Origin of the sequence: Salinimicrobium sp. TIG7-5_MAKvit (genome assembly GCF_049569215.1) — a bacterium.
Taxonomy (GTDB): domain Bacteria; phylum Bacteroidota; class Bacteroidia; order Flavobacteriales; family Flavobacteriaceae; genus Salinimicrobium; species Salinimicrobium profundisediminis.
Window position 1 is genome coordinate 2,570,593 of sequence record NZ_CP145903.1, and the last position, 17,522, is coordinate 2,588,114.

The following is a 17,522-nucleotide window of genomic DNA, read 5'->3' on the forward strand; positions in this document are numbered from 1 at the left end:
GGATTCAATGTTCACCAATTGCGCAGAAAGAATTGCCGGAGTAAGGCTGAAGATAATTAGGAAAAGAGCTCTTGTCATAGTAGACAAATTTATAAACATCTTTGGAACCTAAATAGAAGAATAAGTGAAAGTGTTTTACTATAGCTTCTTAAAGTGTCATAATTATTTTCTATGGGTAAATTTTTGTCCAATTATCGATTTTTTTCTGTGTGATCATCAATTTTTCCAATGGTTTCATGAAAGCTATAAGATCAAATTATTGTATTTTTATATTCAGATATTAACTAAAAATCTTTAAATATGGCACAGAACGAACACCGTAATTCTCCGGGTACTCACAAAGCCTGGGAAGTGAACGATTCCAGCAGATGTCCTTTCCTTGGGGGGGCGGTAGACAAAACTGCCGGAAGCGGTACTTCAAACCGCGACTGGTGGCCAAATATGTTAAACCTACATATATTAAGACAGCACTCCAATCTTTCCGATCCTATGGATGCGGATTTTGATTATGCCAAAGAATTTAAAAGCCTTGACTTAAAGGCTGTAAAAAAGGATCTGCACGAATTAATGACCGATTCGCAGGACTGGTGGCCGGCCGATTTTGGACATTACGGCGGACTTTTTATAAGGATGGCCTGGCACAGCGCCGGGACCTATCGTATAAGTGATGGCCGTGGGGGCGCTAGTTCGGGTTCTCAAAGATTTGCTCCGCTCAACAGCTGGCCAGATAATGCCAACCTTGATAAAGCCCGTCTTTTACTGTGGCCAATCAAACAAAAATATGGAAGAAAGATCTCCTGGGCCGATCTTATGATCCTTACCGGAAACGTGGCCCTAGAATCTATGGGCTTAGAGCCTTTTGGTTTCGCCGGGGGCCGGGAAGACATCTGGGAATCTGAAGAAGATATTTACTGGGGTTCTGAAGGAGAATGGGTAGGAAATAAAGAACGCTATGCCAAAGACAATAAACTGGAGCAACCGCTTGCAGCTTCTCACATGGGGCTCATCTATGTGAATCCTGAAGGCCCAAACGGAAATCCAGATCCGCTGGGTTCTGCACAGGATATTCGCGAGACCTTTGGCCGTATGGCGATGAACGATTATGAGACTGTAGCACTAATCGCCGGAGGGCATACCTTCGGAAAAACTCACGGGGCAGCCGATCCTGTAGAGCATGTAGGTGCAGAGCCTGCAGGCGCAGATATCACCGAAATGGGATTGGGCTGGAAGAATAAATTTGGTACCGGAAATGCCGGAAGCACCATCACAAGTGGGCTTGAAGGAGCATGGTCACAAACTCCTACCAAATGGAGCAATTACTTCTTTGATAACCTCTTTGGTTATGAATGGGAATGCTATAGAGGGCCTGGAGGCGCATGGCAATGGAAGCCAAAAGACGGGGCTGGAGAGGGAGTGATTCCCGATGCTCACGATCCTAACAAGAAACATGCACCCTTTATGTTAACTTCGGATATTGCTTTACGGGAAGATCCTGAATATTACAAGATCTCGAAACATTTCCATGAAAACCCGAAGGAGTTCGCAGATGCTTTTGCCAGAGCCTGGTATAAATTGACGCACCGCGATATGGGGCCTATCTCAAGGTATCTTGGTCCTGAAGTACCTTCTGAAGAACTAATCTGGCAGGATCCGCTTCCAAAAGTAGATCACGAATTAATAGACCGTGAAGATATTGCTGAACTGGAGAAAAAGATCTTCGCTTCAGGCTTAACTATATCTCAATTGGTTTCGACTGCCTGGGCATCGGCTTCTACGTTTAGAAATTCTGATAAGCGTGGGGGAGCCAATGGAGCCCGTGTTCGTCTTGCACCACAAAGACACTGGGAAGTTAATAATCCGCCGCAGCTTCAGGAAGTGTTGAATAAACTTGAAGAAATTCAGAAGGAATTCAATGAAGCTCAAAAAGGGAATAAAAAGATATCCCTTGCCGATCTTATCGTTCTTGCCGGAAACCTTGCTGTGAAAAAAGCAGCTAAAGAGGCAGGTTATGATGTGGGTGTTCCTTTTGCACCGGGTAGAACCGATGCTTTAGAAGAGCAAACAGATGCTGAAGCTTTTGAACCACTTGAGCCAAGAGCAGATGGTTTCAGAAATTATGTGAAGCAAAGTGAATATATTTCAACTTCGGCTGAAGAAATGCTGGTAGATAAGGCACAATTGCTTGCTCTTACTCCGCCAGAAATGACTGTGCTGGTAGGAGGAATGCGAGTACTGGGGGCTAATTATGACGGGTCACCTCACGGTGTTTTTACCAACCGTCCCGGGCAGCTTACCAACGACTTCTTTGTGAACTTGCTTGACATGACCACTACCTGGGCAGCCAAAGATGATTCTCAAAAAGTATTTGAAGGTCGCGACCGTAAGACTAAAGAAGTGAAATGGACGGGAACCCGTGTAGATCTTATCTTTGGATCTAACTCAGAACTTCGCGCCCTGGCCGAAGTTTATGCACAGAATGACTCAAAAGAGAAATTCGTAAAAGACTTTGTAAAAGCCTGGGATAAGGTAATGAGTCTTGATCGCTTTGATCTTAAAGATTGATAGAAGTTTAAGTGTTGATTTAATGCAAAGAGGCTGTCTTAAAATGGTTTAAGACAGCCTCTTATTTTTTTGAGCAAAAAAGATCTACATTTTGATCTCGGCGCAACCTATTCTGGTACCGGCATTTCCGCTGGGCTGTGAAGTATAATCATCTACTCCTGCGTGAACGATAACGGCTTTGTTCAAGATATTCTTTTTCTCATCATCACATCCTATACACCATTCATCTGTAGTGAAAGTTACACTACCTTCTCCATTAGAGTTTACATCAAAATTCCCGATATCACCACGGTGATATCCTCCTGCATCACCCCATTCTCCATGATCTTCAAAAGTAGGGTTCCAGTGTCCCCCTGCAGAGGTGCCATCTTCGGCAGAACAATCGGCGTTTTCGTGAAGGTGAATAGCGTGCATTCCTTCTTCAAGACCTGTAAGTTCGGCGGTCATAGTCACCTCGTCATTTTCCTGAACAAAAGTGATGGTTCCCGAAACATTACTACCACTTCTTGGCTCCATTTGTAGTGTTAACTCATCCTGTACATAGGTATCACCAGGTCCTGCCTCTTCTTCTTGTTGAGTGAGGTTGGTGTGCTCATCAACACGTTCATCAGCGGTTTGATTCTCGTTTTTGCAACTGGTGAGCACTAAAGCTGCTGCCAAAACTGCAGATATTCCTATACGTTTCATATTAGTTAGTTTAAGTTAGTAACAATCGACTAAAATAGAATATGGACAATGGACAGCCAAAAATTTAAGGAGAGCTTAACACTGCGAGCAGTAAAGCCTCCCTCCCGAAATCTATTGCTCTTTCATAGAAAAACAGATTTCCCGGGGTCTCAAAATGCCTGTATTTCCTGAACTAAATTTTGATTTTTCTTTACGCCCACATTTCAGAATACATCTCCCTGATGTTATATTTTTCTAAGATGGGTGGTAATATTTACTTTATTGGAAAGGCTTCGGTGGACCGGACATTTATCGGCTATTTCCAGTAATTTTTGTTGCTGCTGTTCATCAAGGTTACCTTCAAGAACAATTTCCCTCTCAAAAATGTCAATTTTAGCCGTGTTTCTTTCACAGTTTTCACAATCTTCAGCATGAGTTTTCTTGTGGTCTACATGAGTTTCTACATTAATCAGAGGCCATTTTTTGCGACGGGCATACATTTGGATGGTCATAGAAGTACAGGAAGCAAGACCTGCTGAAAGGAGTTGATAGGGAGAAGGGCCAAAATCTTCTCCTCCAAAAGATTTAGGTTCATCGGCAGTGAAATAGTGCCTTCCTGCTCTCATTTGAGTGGTAAAACCTTCCTTGCCAAGGTTGGCTACTACCTGGTGGTCGGTTTTTAGCTCTTTATCTTCAGGAATTTCCAGGTATCGTGAGGCCCAGGAGGCAATTACATCTCCCGCATATTTTGAATCTTCATTATTGGTAAGTAAATGATCTGCACCGTCTAAAGAAAGAAAACTTTTAGGGTGCTTTACACTTTTGTAAAGGGTTTCGGCATTGCTGATATTAACCACCGTGTCTTGAGGAGAATGCATGATCAAAAAGGCCTTTTTGAGATCGCGGGCAAAATGACTGAGGTCATGGGTATTTATATCTTCAAGAAAATTTTTCTTAATCGTAAAGTTTCTGCCGCCTACGTTCACTTCGGCCACACCATTCTGCTCTATCTCATCAAGATTTGATCTCAGCAAATGTTTGACATGTACGGGAGAAGACGGAGCGCCAATAGTAACTACACTTTTTACTGAAGGCAATTTGTTGGCAGCAAAGATCGCTGCTGCCCCGCCAAGGGAATGACCTATAAGCATCTCGGGGGCTGCATATTCTGAAGTAAGAAAATCGGCAGCTGCCAGTAGATCTTCCACGTTTCCTGAAAATGTAGTATTTGCAAATTCGCCATCACTTTCACCAAGACCCGAAAAATCAAAACGCAGTACCCCGTAACCTTTAGCCGATAAAGCCCTGGCAATATTCTTTACCGCAAAGAAATTCTTATTACAGGTAAAACAATGGGCAAAAAGCACATAGCTGTGAGGGTGCGTATTTAAAGGAAGTTCCAGATAGCCTGAAAGCTCCAGGCCGTCAGAATTGGTGAAGCTTATCTTTTTGTAGTTCATAGATAAAAAATCAAATTAAAAAAAGGCTTTTAAAAAGCGGTTCAGGATTCCATTTGTACACTGGAGATCCCACAAAGGTTTCTCGAGATTCTTTAAAATATGGAATACTTATAACTTTTTAAAAGCCCCTGGTCTTCTTACAGATCCTGTTTACTATCTGCGATACTTGGTTCTATCAAATTCTCCTCTGTCATAAAAAGAGTCGTCTTCAGGAATTGTTCCGCTGGAGCGACGATCGGAGTATTTTCCGCTTTCATTGCCTGTAAGTGCGTCACGGTCGCGGTCTACGCTTCTGCTATCACTATCAGCAATACTTCCGCTTCTACCGGCTATTTTTCCTTCTCCGTGATGATCTTTATTGCGATCTCCTTCTCTCATTCTTCTTCTTTCCTCATCCAGATCATTGTTGCGATCTACAGTTCTGTCATTGTCACGATCATAGTTGTCATCCCTGTTATAAGATTCTAAGACAACTATTTCATAATCTCGGTCAATGTCATAACCTTTTTCATACCTCCTGGTTTCTGCAAAAGTGCGGTGGTCAATTTTGTCTGTATATACAAACTTGTCATCCACGTTAAGTCTTGCAAGTCCTATAGGCAGGATGAGGTGATTTTCACCTTCCTTGTTTATGAACTCATGAACATTGCCAGATGCCGGTTTCCCGTAAGGATCGTGGTCAGCTTCAATAATGGTTTTATCCACTTCAACGTCCAGATACACTACTCTCCTTTTTTCTTTGCTTACCAGGAGGTTGTCTACCTTTCCTACCACTCTGTTGTCCACATCTTTGACGGGCCAACCCCTTACATCGGGATCGTCACTATCCACTTTAAAATCGGAAAGTTCGTTGAGGTAATATAAATGCTTTTTATTTTCTTTTCTATCTTTCATAATCTCTCTTTTTTATTTTTAGCTCATTTTTCTTAAAACATCACCTGCCTCATCAAAGAACTCCTTGACCTGGTCTTTCTGTTCCAGGGTTGGGGTAGAGGTATTGATGTCTTGTGCTGCAGTTTTTACTTCATTAACATCGTCGGAAAGATTTGGATATTTTTCCTTTTGCATCTTTTCGATAATGTTTGCCAGTTTAGTTCCGGCAGTTTTTATCTTGTCTGCATGGGTCAATGCCATAGGATCTTGCTGTATTTGTTGAGCATCCTGTTTTACAGCCTGCATATCGGCACTAATGTCATAATTCATTTCATCAGCTTTTGCCTGTACTGCATTCATAAGGTGAATGATAGCCTTATTTGTGTATTCATGGTCTATACCCATTTTGCTTTCATCTCCAATGTAAGCCAGGTAACCAGATACTCCTCCTGTTCCGGAAAGTGTGTCCCCGGTATTTTCCCATCCTGTGGTGTCAGTTTGGTCATCCCAGGTGGTGGTTTCAGCATCTTCCTCCCAGGTGGATTCTTCTACCTGTTCGGTTTGTACATCATCCAAATCGTTGTCGTCATCGGCAAATACTAAAAAGTATAAGATTGCCAGGATAACAAGAACCAGGATGATCCAGGGCCAAATTGGTTTTTTCTTTTCGATCTTGATCTCTGCCATAATTCTTCTTTTTTTATTAGTTAGATTGATCTCTAAATTACTGATTTTGAAAGCCATTTTAATTAATGGCAGCCTAAAGTATTGTTAATTAAGCATTAAAAGAGCAAATTAATTGCATTAATGCCAGTGTAGAAGAAGATAGATGAAAATATTTTTATGGAACTGCAATTTTAATCTTGATGGGAGAGATTCGTGCAGTTACTTCTTTAACGTCTCCCCGGTACTCTCCGTCAATTTGGAAAGGGATATTTTTCTGGCTGTAAATTCGGGTCTCTACTGCTGAAATAATTTCAAGGAAATCTTCATCGATTTCTACATTTTCCCTGAAGGTTTTAAGAATTTGAGGGATATTGAATTCTTTAAAGATGAGGATCTCGAATTTACCGTCGTCGTACCTGCCGTTTGGGTTGATCTTAGATCCTGTTCCGTACTTTTTTGCATTGGCCACAGCGATGAGCACAGCTTTACGGGAAATTTCCTTACCGTCTACTTCGATATTAAACTGAAAAGGGAAATCGCTTTTAATTAGAGTAGGTATAGACTGTATGAGATATCCCAGCTTTCCGCGGATATTTCCTTCCTGATAATTTTTGATTAAAGCTGCATTAAGGCCAATGTCACTAATATGAAGGCATAGTTCATCATTGATGAGGATGGCATCTATTAATTTAAACTTTTCTCCAAGGGCAATGCGGGTTAATTCGGCATTATTCCTGTCCAGGTTGAGGTTTTCGGCAAGCCCGTTAGCAGAACCGGCAGGAAAGATCCCAATGGGAATGGAATCATCGGTTAGTAGCTCTGCAATCAATTTAATCGTACCATCACCTCCTACCGATATTATGCGCTGAGGGTCGTACTCTTCAATGACAGAAAATAAAGCTTCTTTATCCCCTTTTCCGGAGGTATAATAAATTTCGAGTTCAAGATTTCTCCCCGACACCTGATTTTCTACTTCTTCAACAATGTCAGATTTGTCTCTTCCTCCCGAAATAGGATTAACAACCATTAAAACCCTGCTAAATTCGGCCATTTTATTGAGCTTGTGCTCAAAAATAAGTAATTTGGGAAGGAATGGCAGTTAAAAATAATGTAATATGAAGCTAGACATAAAGCTTTATCGCGGCTATGTAAATGATCAGGAATTGGTAGTCTTCGGCCATGTTTTTAAATCGTGGGCACCAGATAAATATGAAATAGACCGCAGGGGTTACAGACATGCAAAATCGGTGTATAAAATGTTTACCATCAGCCCCATCAAAAATGCCACTATTCAGTTAAATTTTAAAGAGCTGGAAGTTGTTACCAAAACTACAGATGACGGTTACTTCAGGTTTAACCTTCCGTATAATAAATTTTTAGAGAGCGGCTGGCACGAGTATTCCGTTTCCTGTAAAATAGGGGAAAAAGGAGTGGTTGAGCGGGGGGAGCTGCTGAAGCCTTTCAAAAGTAAACTGGGAATTATATCGGATATTGATGATACTTTTCTGATTTCCCATACCCAGAATTTTTTCAAGAAACTCTATGTTATACTGACCCAGAATATTGATAACAGGGAAGTTTTTGATGATGTGGTGCCACATTACCGGGCTTTGAGCCGTGCAGGGCAGGAGGAAGGGCAGTTCAACTCTTTTTTTTATGTTTCGAGCAGTGAATGGAACCTCTACGAATTCATTCTGCAGTTTGCCCGGAAACATGGCCTGCCAAAAGCCGTCATTAAACTAAAGAGTATCAAAACCGGTCTTGGGGATTTTCTATTTACCGGCAGGGGCGGGCACGACCATAAATTCATTAAGATAAAAGACATTATTTCTTTTTATCCTCAGCTTCAGTATGTGCTAATGGGAGATGATTCCCAGCAGGACCCTCATCTTTATGAGCGGGTCACCAAAATGTTTCCTATGAACATTAGGGCCATTTATATTCGGCAAACCTCAAAAAAACAAAAATCCAAAGTGAAGGAAGTACTGGAGAACATTGAAGATCTTGGGGTGGCTACCTGCTATTTTACCGATAGCGGAAAAGCCATTGCACATTCAAAAAAAATAGGGATCGTGTGATCCCTACTCAAAAATCACATTTTAGAGCATTTATTCTAAGGGGGTAAATACTCTGAGGCTTGCCTCGTTAGTAAATGTTTAAAGTCTGAAAACGTGTTCTCTTATATAATGCTCCGTGGGCTTGCCCCGGAGAAATTTACTTTTTATCAGAAAGTAGCCGATGGAAATACCACCACGCTTTCATTTCCGTTTTTTCCCACTGTTGAGACGCCAAAGAAAAAGTTGTCAATCACAATGCCTTCAAGAGTAAAATTGTCTACATCACCCACAAATCTTGAATGCTCCCACTGTGGCGCAGTAGTGTCTCTCCAGTAAACTTTGTAGCCGGCAACATTGTCTCCCACTACTTTTTCCCATTTTAATTTTGCTGAAGGTTCAACAATCCCACCAATAGCTACCTTTTTTGGGGCAGGAGGTGCCCAGGCAAGGCTGGCCATGGTAATTGCATTTACTGCAGTGAGTTTGGCAGTATAATCAAAGTTTACGTGCTCAATAACATCTCCATATTCAATGCCATTTTCGGTACGTATATCCTGGTGTTGCTGCGTGTAATTCTCGTGGGCTTCCATTATTCTGATTCCGGGGAAACCAAGATCGTTAAAAGGACGGTGGTGCCCGCCACGGCCAAACCTATCCAGCCTGTAGACCATCATGGGGTTCATTTCGGGCATATAGGTTTGGGTAGTGCGGTGTACATACCTTGCCAGTTGACGGGAAATACCATCTACTTCACCGCCATAGAACCTCCTCATATTCCGCTCTCTTTCGGTTTCGGTAGGAGGCACGGGTTCAGAAAAGATCCTGAAAGTGCGATTGTCTATAACGCCGTCTACACCTTCAATGTTACCTATCATGTCATTGTTAAGGACTCCAATGATTTCCCAGCCTTTATCTTTTGCCATTTTTGCAAATCCGCGGCCGCCAAAAAGCCCCTGTTCTTCTCCCGATAAGCCCAGATAAATGATGCTGTTCTCAAAATCGTATTTTGAGAGTACACGGGCCGCTTCCATCACCCCTGCCATTCCGCTGGCGTTGTCATTGGCGCCGGGAGCATCTGTGGTAAAATCCATAGTATTGCTGGCGCGGGAATCTATATCGCCACTCATTATGATGTAGCGGTTTGGGAACTTTGTGCCTTTTTGCACCGCCACAACATTTACCACCCATGCATCTTTTGGAACGCGGTCATTTCCTTCTTTGGTGACAAAATCTTTTTGATAAAATACATCAAGACAGTCCTTACAGTTTCTGGAAATTTCTTCAAAATCAGATTTTATGAATCGGCGGGCGGCACCTATGCCGCGGGTATTAGAAACGGTGTCACTAAAGGTGTTTCGGGTGCCAAAACCTGCGAGGCGCCTAATGTCGGCTTCAATTTCATTAGCCGAAACTTCTTCAATGATATCATAGATTCGAAGATCTACCTGTGGCGGGGCTACTTTTTGAGCATAAGTGGATAAACCGCAAAATAGTAAGGTGGCAAAAATGGCATTTTTGAACATAATTTTTAAATTTCTAAAAGGCAAAATAGTGAAAATAGCGCAAAAAAAAGAGGCTGTTTTAAAAGCCACTTTTTCGTTGATCTAAACTTGGTTTGTATCCCTTTTCTGATAAACAGACCTATAGGAATAGGTTTACAATTTTAGACAAACTTTTTATAGCATTTAAAGCAACCTCTTAGTGGTGCTAAGAAAAACTTAGTAGATGATCTTGTCGTCTCCATTCATTTCTGCCTCAAGCTTTTCCTGCTTTCCTTTTAATTTTGATTTTACTGAATCATACCTGTGGGAAAGATTATCGCTGAGATCGTTGTATTTGCTTTTTGCTCCATAAAGGTATTCGTTACCTCTGTCAGCAATATCTTTACGGGTTTCAGATCCTTTTTTTGGTGCAAATAATAAAGCTGCTATGGCACCAACTGCGGCTCCTGATAGTATGCCTGCTAAAATTTTTCCTGTTTTCATGTTGAGTTTTTTCTAAATTGATAATGGTGTTATATCCAACTACTAAGATAGTCTATAAAGGTGATTTGCAGTAAATCGTACAGTTAAGGTTGATTTAAATTAAGTAACAATTTTTGCTCATTATTAACAAAAAAGTGAACTTTTTAATGTGTTAGGCTCACAAACTGCTCCAAAAGTTCCCGTACTTCATCTACATCTTCAATGTAGTATTTTGCTTCAGTTTTGTTTCGTCCTACTTTCACGCTTACTGTTTGATCGGGGAGTTCGGTGAATAAATATTCGTCTGTCCAGTCATCTCCAATGGCAAATATGAAATCGTATTTTTCTACCAGTAGCTTGTTGGCTGCCTTGCCTTTATTGACACCGCTGTTCTTTATTTCAAGTACTTTATTCCCCTGTAGTACGGTAAGACCATGATTTGCAATCATGTCTTTAAGAACGGCAGATAGTTCATTGGCTCTAACTTCGCCCAGTTCGGGATTAGCTTTTCTGTAATGCCAGGCAAGAGAGAAGTTCTTTTCCTCAATAAAAGTTCCGGGGGTGCGGTCTACGTAAGTTTCCAACACCGGCCTTATCGAGGCCATCCAGTTATTGTTGAGGTTCTCGGTGAGTTGCCACTTCTCGTCTACCGGCCGGTTCCAAACGCCATGTTCAGAAATTAATTCTATAGGCACATTTTTCCACCAGGTTCCCAGGGTTTCTTTATCTCTTCCGCTTATTAGAACTACACGGGTGTTTTTTTGTTCTCCAAGGCGGGTAATCAACTCGAGCAGCTCAGGGTCGGGCATGGCTTCTTCGGGTTTATCGACAAATTTCCGAAGAGTTCCGTCATAATCGAGGAACAAAATGCGGCGCTGGGCTGCACTATACTTGTCAAAAAGGTCTTTTTTTACGTTCTCTGAAAGCTGTATTGCCTTAAAAGCTTTTCTGGAACTTCTGGTTTCTTTCAGGCTTTTCATAAAATCTTTGGCCCATTTTTCTACGTTATATCTCTTAAGTCTCTTCTGAAGGATCTTGTTGCGGCGCACCTGCTCTTCTTCGGGCATTTCGAGAGCCATTTTAATGGTATCTACAATCTGTTCAAAATTATTCGGGTTGATGATAAGTGCCTCATTGAGTTCATGCGCTGCCCCCGCCATTTCACTTAAAATAAGAACTCCGGTTTGGTCTGTTCTTGTGGCGATATATTCTTTTGCCACCAGGTTCATCCCATCACGGGTTGGGGTAATAAGCGCAACATCACTGGATGTATAAAGATCTATAAGATTTTCAAAGGGCATAGAACGATAAAAGTACCATATAGGCGTCCAGTTGATAGTAGCAAATTTTCCATTGATGCGGCCTACCAGTTCGTCAATTTCCCTCTTTAAAAGCTGGTATTGTGGTACATTGGTACGTGAGGGTACCGCCAGCATGATAAGTCTAACCTTTTCCTGGTATTCCGGATACTTTTCAAGAAAATAACCAAATGCTCTTATCCTGTTGGCTATACCCTTGGTGTAATCGAGGCGGTCTATAGAAAGGATAAGCTTGGTGTTGCGGGTAACGTATTTGTGGTAGTCCAGCTTTTTCTGAATATCTGAATTCTCACTTCGCGGCTGATTAAAATGTTCTTTTGCTGCCGTACGGAACTTCTTGTAATCAATTCCCATAGGAAATGAATCGGACCGAACGATGCGGCTTCCAATATTTACGCTATTAAAGTTGATGTCATACCTAAGTATACGGTTTACAGAACGCAAAAAGTGCCTTTCATAGTCGTAGGTGTGAAAACCTATAAGATCGGCTCCCAGCATGCCTTTTAATACTTCTTCCCTCCACGGCAGGGTGCGAAATACTTCAGAAGAAGGGAAGGGGATATGATTAAAGAATCCTATAGTAACCTTCGGGTTCTTTTTTCTGATGTATTCGGGCAGCAACAGGAGCTGGTAGTCATGCACCCACACTACATCATCATCATCCAGGTGTTCAACAACAGCTTCGGCATATTTTTCATTCACTTGTTTATAAGCTTCCCAGTGTTCGGGCTGAAACTCCGTATATTCCATAAAGTAATGGAACAGGGGCCAAATAGTACGGTTACTAAAGCCGTAGTAAAATTTTTCAATTTCCTCGGTGGTCAAAGAAACAGGCACACAGGCTTGTTTTCTGGCTTCAGATATTACTTCTTCTTCCAAACCTTCCGGAATATCTTCCGCAGCCAGTCCGGTCCAACCAATCCATATACTGTCTCCCTCCTGGTGAAAACTCTTAAGTCCCGTTGCAAGCCCACCAACGCTGGGTGTAACTTCTAATTTTTCATCTTCGGTAATATTTATTTGTAAGGGTAGGCGATTAGAGATAATTATTGTTTTGCCCATAGTAAATTTTAAGCGGGTTCTATCTTATTCATTTTGCTTAAATTTCCGAAATTTAAAATAAGTGCCCTACCTTTTTAAAAGAACTTTAAGACTAAATGGATACACTGGATTATGGATTGATAGGCAATTGTAAAAGTGCCGCATTAATATCGAAATCGGGTTCTCTGGAATGGTGTTGTTTGCCCAACTTTAATTCGGCTTCGGTTTTTGCAAAATTGCTCGACAAGAATAAAGGCGGCCATTTCTCTTTTGAAGTGTCGCCCGATTATACTGTAACTCAAAAGTACCTTCGGAAAACGAATATTCTATGTACTACTTTTACTTCGGAAGCTGCAGCGTTTGAGGTGATCGATTTTATGCCCCGGTACAGGGAAGACGACGGAGATTTTTACACGCCACCAGATGTGGTGAGGTATATTCACCTTCTCAAGGGAAAACCCAGGGTTAAAGTGCATTACCAGCCCCGGCTTGATTATGCCCGGGAGGAAACCTTTACCGAGAACCACCGTTATTACCTTAAGAGTTTCACCAAAAAGGGCACTTACGACTCCCTTTATCTCTACACGAGTCTCGACCTTGATAAGGTGTTGCATACCGAGGAAATCACTCTTGAAGATCATGCCTATTTCTTATTGGGATATCATGAAAAACTGAGGGAACAGAACCTGGAAAGGGCGTATTTGAAATTCCAGCGCACCAAGACGTATTGGATGAACTGGAGTGAATCTACCACCAAATTTCCTTTCTACGACGAAGCTGTAAATCGCAGTGCTCTTGTTTTAAAGGCTATGAGCTATCAAAAAACCGGGGCAGTGCTTGCCGCTGTGACAACTTCTTTACCCGAAACTATTGGCGAAGTGCGTAACTGGGATTACCGTTTCTGCTGGATTCGGGATGCCTCTATGGTTATAAAGGTTATGACAAGCCTGGGCCACCGGGAATCGGCAGAGCATTTTCTGCAGTTTATCATCGACCTTATTCCTAATAAGAATGAAAAGCTGCAAATTATGTACGGCATCAATGGCGAAAAGGAATTGACCGAGCATATTCTTGATCACCTTGAAGGCTATGAAGGATCAAAGCCTGTAAGGATTGGGAATGCAGCCTACATACAAAAGCAGAATGATATCTACGGGATTTTAATGGAAGTCATTTATCAGCAGTTTTTGAGATTTGAGACTACTCTGGAGAACAGCGAAGAGTTGTGGACCATTGTGAGAGGTATTGTGCGTATTGTGGAGGAGTATTGGAAACAACCCGACAAGGGTATTTGGGAATTCAGGACCGAAGAACGACATTTTACTTTTTCTAAATTGCTGTGTTGGGTAGCAGTAGACAGGGCAGTAAAAATTGGGGAAATCCTTAGAAATGGGATAAATGATCAAAAGTGGAAAGACCTTAGGCAGGAGATCTATGATGATATTTATCACCGGGGATGGAACGAGGAGGTGCAGGCTTACACCCAATCTTATGGTTCTAAAGACTTAGATGCTTCTACCTTGTTAATGGAGAACTACGGATTTATAAAAGCTAAAGATCCACGCTACATAAGCACAGTAAAAGCTACTGAAAGAGAACTTAGCTATAACGGACTTTTATTCAGGTACAAGAACAAAGATGATTTTGGTACCCCATCGTCATCCTTTACTATTTGTACTTTCTGGTTTATAAACAGCCTTTACAAAATTGGAGAAAAGGAAAAGGCAATGAAAATGTTTGATCAATTGCTTTCTTACAGTAACCATCTTGGGTTGTTTAGTGAAGACCTTGATTTTAAAACCAAACGTCTTCTGGGTAATTTTCCGCAGGCATATTCACACCTGGCGTTGATTGAGACGGCAATGAATTTTTCTCAGAATATTACTTCTGAGGCAAATTTGAAGGCCCTTCTTGACGAGGACGCTCTTCTTTAACTTCAAGACGTGTACGTGGCAAACTGTCGGGGAAGTTTTCCTGAATAAACTTCAGGAGATTTTCTCTGGCATACACCCGTAGGTCCCAGGCGGTAGGAGCATCCTTTGCACTCATTAATGCCCTTAGTTCCATGGTTTTTTCAGTAAGATCGGTCACCTGAATAACATCAACTTTTCGATCCCAAAGATCGGTTGCATTTAAAAGCCGCGTCTGTTCCTCTCTTAACTTGTCAATAGGAAGATCAAAATCGGTATAAATATAAACGGTTCCCAAAATGTCAGATGAATTACGGGTCCAGTTTTGAAAGGGTGTTTCAATAAAGTAGGTTGTAGGTAGTACCAGCCGGCGTTTGTCCCAAATTTGTACAACCACATAAGTGAGTTTGATCTCCTCAATACGCCCCCATTCCCCTTCCACGATAACAACATCATCAATACGTATAGGTTGGGCGATGGCTATTTGAATTCCGGCGAATATGGTTCCAAATACTTTTTGAGCTGAAAGCCCCAGTACAATGCCTGCTATCCCCGCAGAAGTTAAAATACTTACCCCAATTTCTTCTACTCCATCAAATGTGAGTAGGGCTATACCAAGGGCAAAAAGAACAACCACAAAGATGGCTATCCTCTCTATTATATTGAATTGGGTGTAAAATTTACGGGCACGGAGATTATTGGCCGTATTGACATCAAATTGTTTTAAAAATTGATTTTTGGCAATTCTTATAGCAACTACAATGAACCAGGTGAAACTGAAAATAAGCAGGATAGACCTTATTTGCTGGAATAAATCTATCTGATTTTCATCTGTTATAATTTCCCTGTTTATGAGCCCTGCCTGGATTGCAACTGCAAGAAAAAGAACGATCATGGGAACCTTCAGGCGACTTGCAATATTGTGAGGTAGAATATTAGCAGGGTCTTTTCCAAGTTTCTTCAGTAGAAAGTGGACCAGGAAATAAAGAACCAATAAAGCGACTAAAAAGATGAGGATGTTCCTTGTTGTGTCTCCCATAGGATTGTTTTTCCTTTCTTTTCAAGCTATAAAATGAAGAGGAAATAACCTGTTAAAGAAATAACAAAAGAAAAAGGCCGCCATTGGCGACCTTGATCAGATTTAATTGATGCAGAATTAATTTAGAAAGGATATTTATTCTCTCCAATTACTTTATCGGCAATCACCTTACGCAATTCTACGACGTTTGGCTGATTTTCATATTTTGTAAATCTTTTTAGCCCCATCAACATCATTCTTTGTTCATCACCTTCAGCAAAAGAAACAATTCCTTCTTTGGCTTTTTGATTAATAATGTCAACAGCGTGGTACAGGTACAATTTTGCCATCGCAATTTGCTCTTTTTGAGTATCGGCACCAAAGCGGTTCACATTTTTCTCTGTCCTTAAAATGGTAGATTCTGCCATGTATATTTCGATAAGGATATCTGCGGAAGCTAAAAGCAATTGCTGGTGATCTTCCAGCTGAGGTCCAAATTTTTGAACTGCACTACCGGCAACCATCAGGAATACCTTTTTCAGCTTTTTCACCATTTCTTTTTCTTCAGCAAAAAGTTCAGAAAAATCGGGTTTGTCAAAAGATGGAATTCCAGTGAGTTCTTCTCCCACTTTGGTAGCAGGCCCTAAAAGATCAACATGGCCTTTCATAGCTTTTTTTACGAGCATTCCTACGCAAAGCATACGGTTGATCTCGTTTGTACCCTCATATATACGGGTGATACGCGCATCTCTCCAGGCAGATTCCATAGGAGCATCGGCCGAGAAGCCCATTCCTCCAAAGATCTGGATACCTTCATCGGTACAATTCTGAAGATCTTCTGAAGCTGCCACTTTAAGGATAGAACATTCAATAGCGTATTCTTCAACCCCTTTCAATTCGGCTTCCTGGTGGGAATTTCCTTCGGCCTGGCGGATAGAAATCCTGTCTTCAATATCTTTTGCAGCACGATATGAAGCCGATTCCCCTGCGTAAGCTGAAGTTGCCATCTCTGCAAGTTTAGACTGTATCGCACCAAACTGGGAAATAGGAGTTTTAAACTGTACGCGGTCATTTGCATATTTTACTGAAGCATCAATAGATCTTCTCTGGGCGTCAAGACAGGCTCCCGCAAGTTTAATACGGCCCACGTTAAGGGCGTTCATGGCAATTTTGAATCCGTTTCCTCTTTCTGAAAGCATATTCTCTGCAGGCACTTTTGTCTCATTAAAGAATACCTGACGGGTAGAGGAGGAGTGGATACCAAGTTTCTTTTCCTCTTCCCCAAGAGAAATACCATTTGGATTTTCAGGATCATATTCCACGATAAATCCGGTGATATTTTTGTCATCTTCAATTCGTGCGAAGACGATCATCATATTGCAGAACCCGGCATTGGAGATCCACATTTTTTGACCTGTAATGCTGTAATACTTTCCGTCTTCAGAAAGAACTGCTTTTGTCTTTCCTGAATTTGCATCACTACCAGCTCCCGGCTCGGTCAATGCATAGGCCCCAAACCATTCTCCAGTAGCGAGCTTCGGAAGATATTTTTTCTTTTGTTCCTCATTACCATAGAGGGTAATTGGAAGCGTTCCAATCCCCGAATGGGCTCCAAAAGCAGTCGAAAATGATCCCGTAGCCCCTGAAATATAATCCACTACCAGCATGGTAGTTACAAATCCCATTCCCAGGCCGTCGTACTCTTCAGGAACTGAAACTCCCAAAAAGCCCATTTCCCCGGCCTTTTCCATTAACTCTTTTGTGAGGTCGTAATTCTTCTTTTCGAACTCTTCTCTCTTCGGCATTACTTCCCGATTCACGAACTCCTGTACCGATTCGCGCATCATTTTTTGCTCATCCGAAAAATCTTCGGGAGTAAAAATATCCTCTGCTTTTGTTTCCTTTACCAGAAACTGCCCTCCGCGAAGAAGGTCTTTTTTGTTGCTATCTGTTTGTGTGCTCATTTTGTTTTTTTTAGAACCTAGA

The 17,522-nt window shown here is 41.6% G+C and carries 13 protein-coding genes; 3 read left to right on the forward strand and 10 right to left on the reverse strand.

The window, feature by feature from the left end; translation table 11 throughout:
• Positions 1-300 precede the first annotated feature (300 nt).
• A complete protein-coding gene (gene katG, locus V5739_RS11600) occupies positions 301-2,562 on the forward strand; it encodes a catalase/peroxidase HPI (RefSeq protein ID WP_423818279.1) in 2,262 nt (753 codons plus the stop codon).
• An 84-nt stretch (positions 2,563-2,646) separates the two neighbouring features.
• Here katG and V5739_RS11605 read toward each other — a convergent pair whose 3' ends face one another.
• From V5739_RS11605 to V5739_RS11625, 5 genes are all read right to left on the reverse strand, one after another.
• Entirely contained in the window at positions 2,647-3,249 is a 603-nt protein-coding gene (locus tag V5739_RS11605; protein WP_266067842.1) for a superoxide dismutase family protein, read from the reverse strand.
• 224 nt (positions 3,250-3,473) lie between these two features.
• The gene (locus tag V5739_RS11610; protein ID WP_423818280.1) at positions 3,474-4,688 is read right to left on the reverse strand and encodes an alpha/beta fold hydrolase; all 1,215 of its coding nucleotides are present in this window, start codon (positions 4,686-4,688) and stop codon (positions 3,474-3,476) included.
• Positions 4,689-4,841: 153 nt separating this feature from the next.
• Positions 4,842-5,582, reverse strand: a complete 741-nt coding sequence (locus tag V5739_RS11615; RefSeq protein ID WP_423818281.1) for a hypothetical protein — start codon at positions 5,580-5,582, stop codon at positions 4,842-4,844.
• Between the two features lie 18 nt (positions 5,583-5,600).
• Positions 5,601-6,248, reverse strand: a complete 648-nt coding sequence (locus V5739_RS11620) for a hypothetical protein (protein WP_423818282.1) — start codon at positions 6,246-6,248, stop codon at positions 5,601-5,603.
• 154 nt (positions 6,249-6,402) lie between these two features.
• Positions 6,403-7,278 (reverse strand): diacylglycerol/lipid kinase family protein, encoded by an 876-nt coding sequence (locus V5739_RS11625; RefSeq protein ID WP_423818283.1) that lies wholly within the window; start codon positions 7,276-7,278, stop codon positions 6,403-6,405.
• Positions 7,279-7,342: 64 nt separating this feature from the next.
• Here V5739_RS11625 and V5739_RS11630 point away from each other — a divergent pair, with 64 nt between their 5' ends.
• Positions 7,343-8,305 carry an App1 family protein gene (locus V5739_RS11630; protein ID WP_345597428.1) on the forward strand — a complete coding sequence of 321 codons (963 nt, stop codon included), beginning with the start codon at positions 7,343-7,345 and terminating at the stop codon, positions 8,303-8,305.
• A gap of 146 nt (positions 8,306-8,451) precedes the next feature.
• Here V5739_RS11630 and V5739_RS11635 read toward each other — a convergent pair whose 3' ends face one another.
• From V5739_RS11635 to V5739_RS11645, 3 genes are all read right to left on the reverse strand, one after another.
• The gene (locus tag V5739_RS11635) at positions 8,452-9,807 is read right to left on the reverse strand and encodes a M28 family peptidase (RefSeq protein ID WP_423818284.1); all 1,356 of its coding nucleotides are present in this window, start codon (positions 9,805-9,807) and stop codon (positions 8,452-8,454) included.
• Between the two features lie 195 nt (positions 9,808-10,002).
• Complete coding sequence (locus tag V5739_RS11640; RefSeq protein ID WP_266067835.1) at positions 10,003-10,269, reverse strand: YtxH domain-containing protein; 267 nt, start codon at positions 10,267-10,269, stop codon at positions 10,003-10,005.
• Positions 10,270-10,412: 143 nt separating this feature from the next.
• Positions 10,413-12,629 carry a bifunctional alpha,alpha-trehalose-phosphate synthase (UDP-forming)/trehalose-phosphatase gene (locus V5739_RS11645; RefSeq protein ID WP_423818285.1) on the reverse strand — a complete coding sequence of 739 codons (2,217 nt, stop codon included), beginning with the start codon at positions 12,627-12,629 and terminating at the stop codon, positions 10,413-10,415.
• 95 nt (positions 12,630-12,724) lie between these two features.
• On the opposite strand from V5739_RS11645, the gene V5739_RS11650 reads away from it, so the two are divergent.
• A complete protein-coding gene (locus V5739_RS11650; RefSeq protein ID WP_423818286.1) occupies positions 12,725-14,542 on the forward strand; it encodes a glycoside hydrolase family 15 protein in 1,818 nt (605 codons plus the stop codon).
• Here V5739_RS11650 and V5739_RS11655 read toward each other — a convergent pair.
• Entirely contained in the window at positions 14,490-15,557 is a 1,068-nt protein-coding gene (locus V5739_RS11655; protein WP_423818287.1) for a mechanosensitive ion channel family protein, read from the reverse strand. The genes V5739_RS11650 and V5739_RS11655 overlap by 53 nt on opposite strands.
• A 122-nt stretch (positions 15,558-15,679) precedes the next feature.
• Positions 15,680-17,500, reverse strand: coding sequence for an acyl-CoA dehydrogenase family protein (locus tag V5739_RS11660; RefSeq protein WP_345597440.1), 1,821 nt, complete (start codon positions 17,498-17,500; stop codon positions 15,680-15,682).
• Positions 17,501-17,522 lie beyond the last annotated feature (22 nt).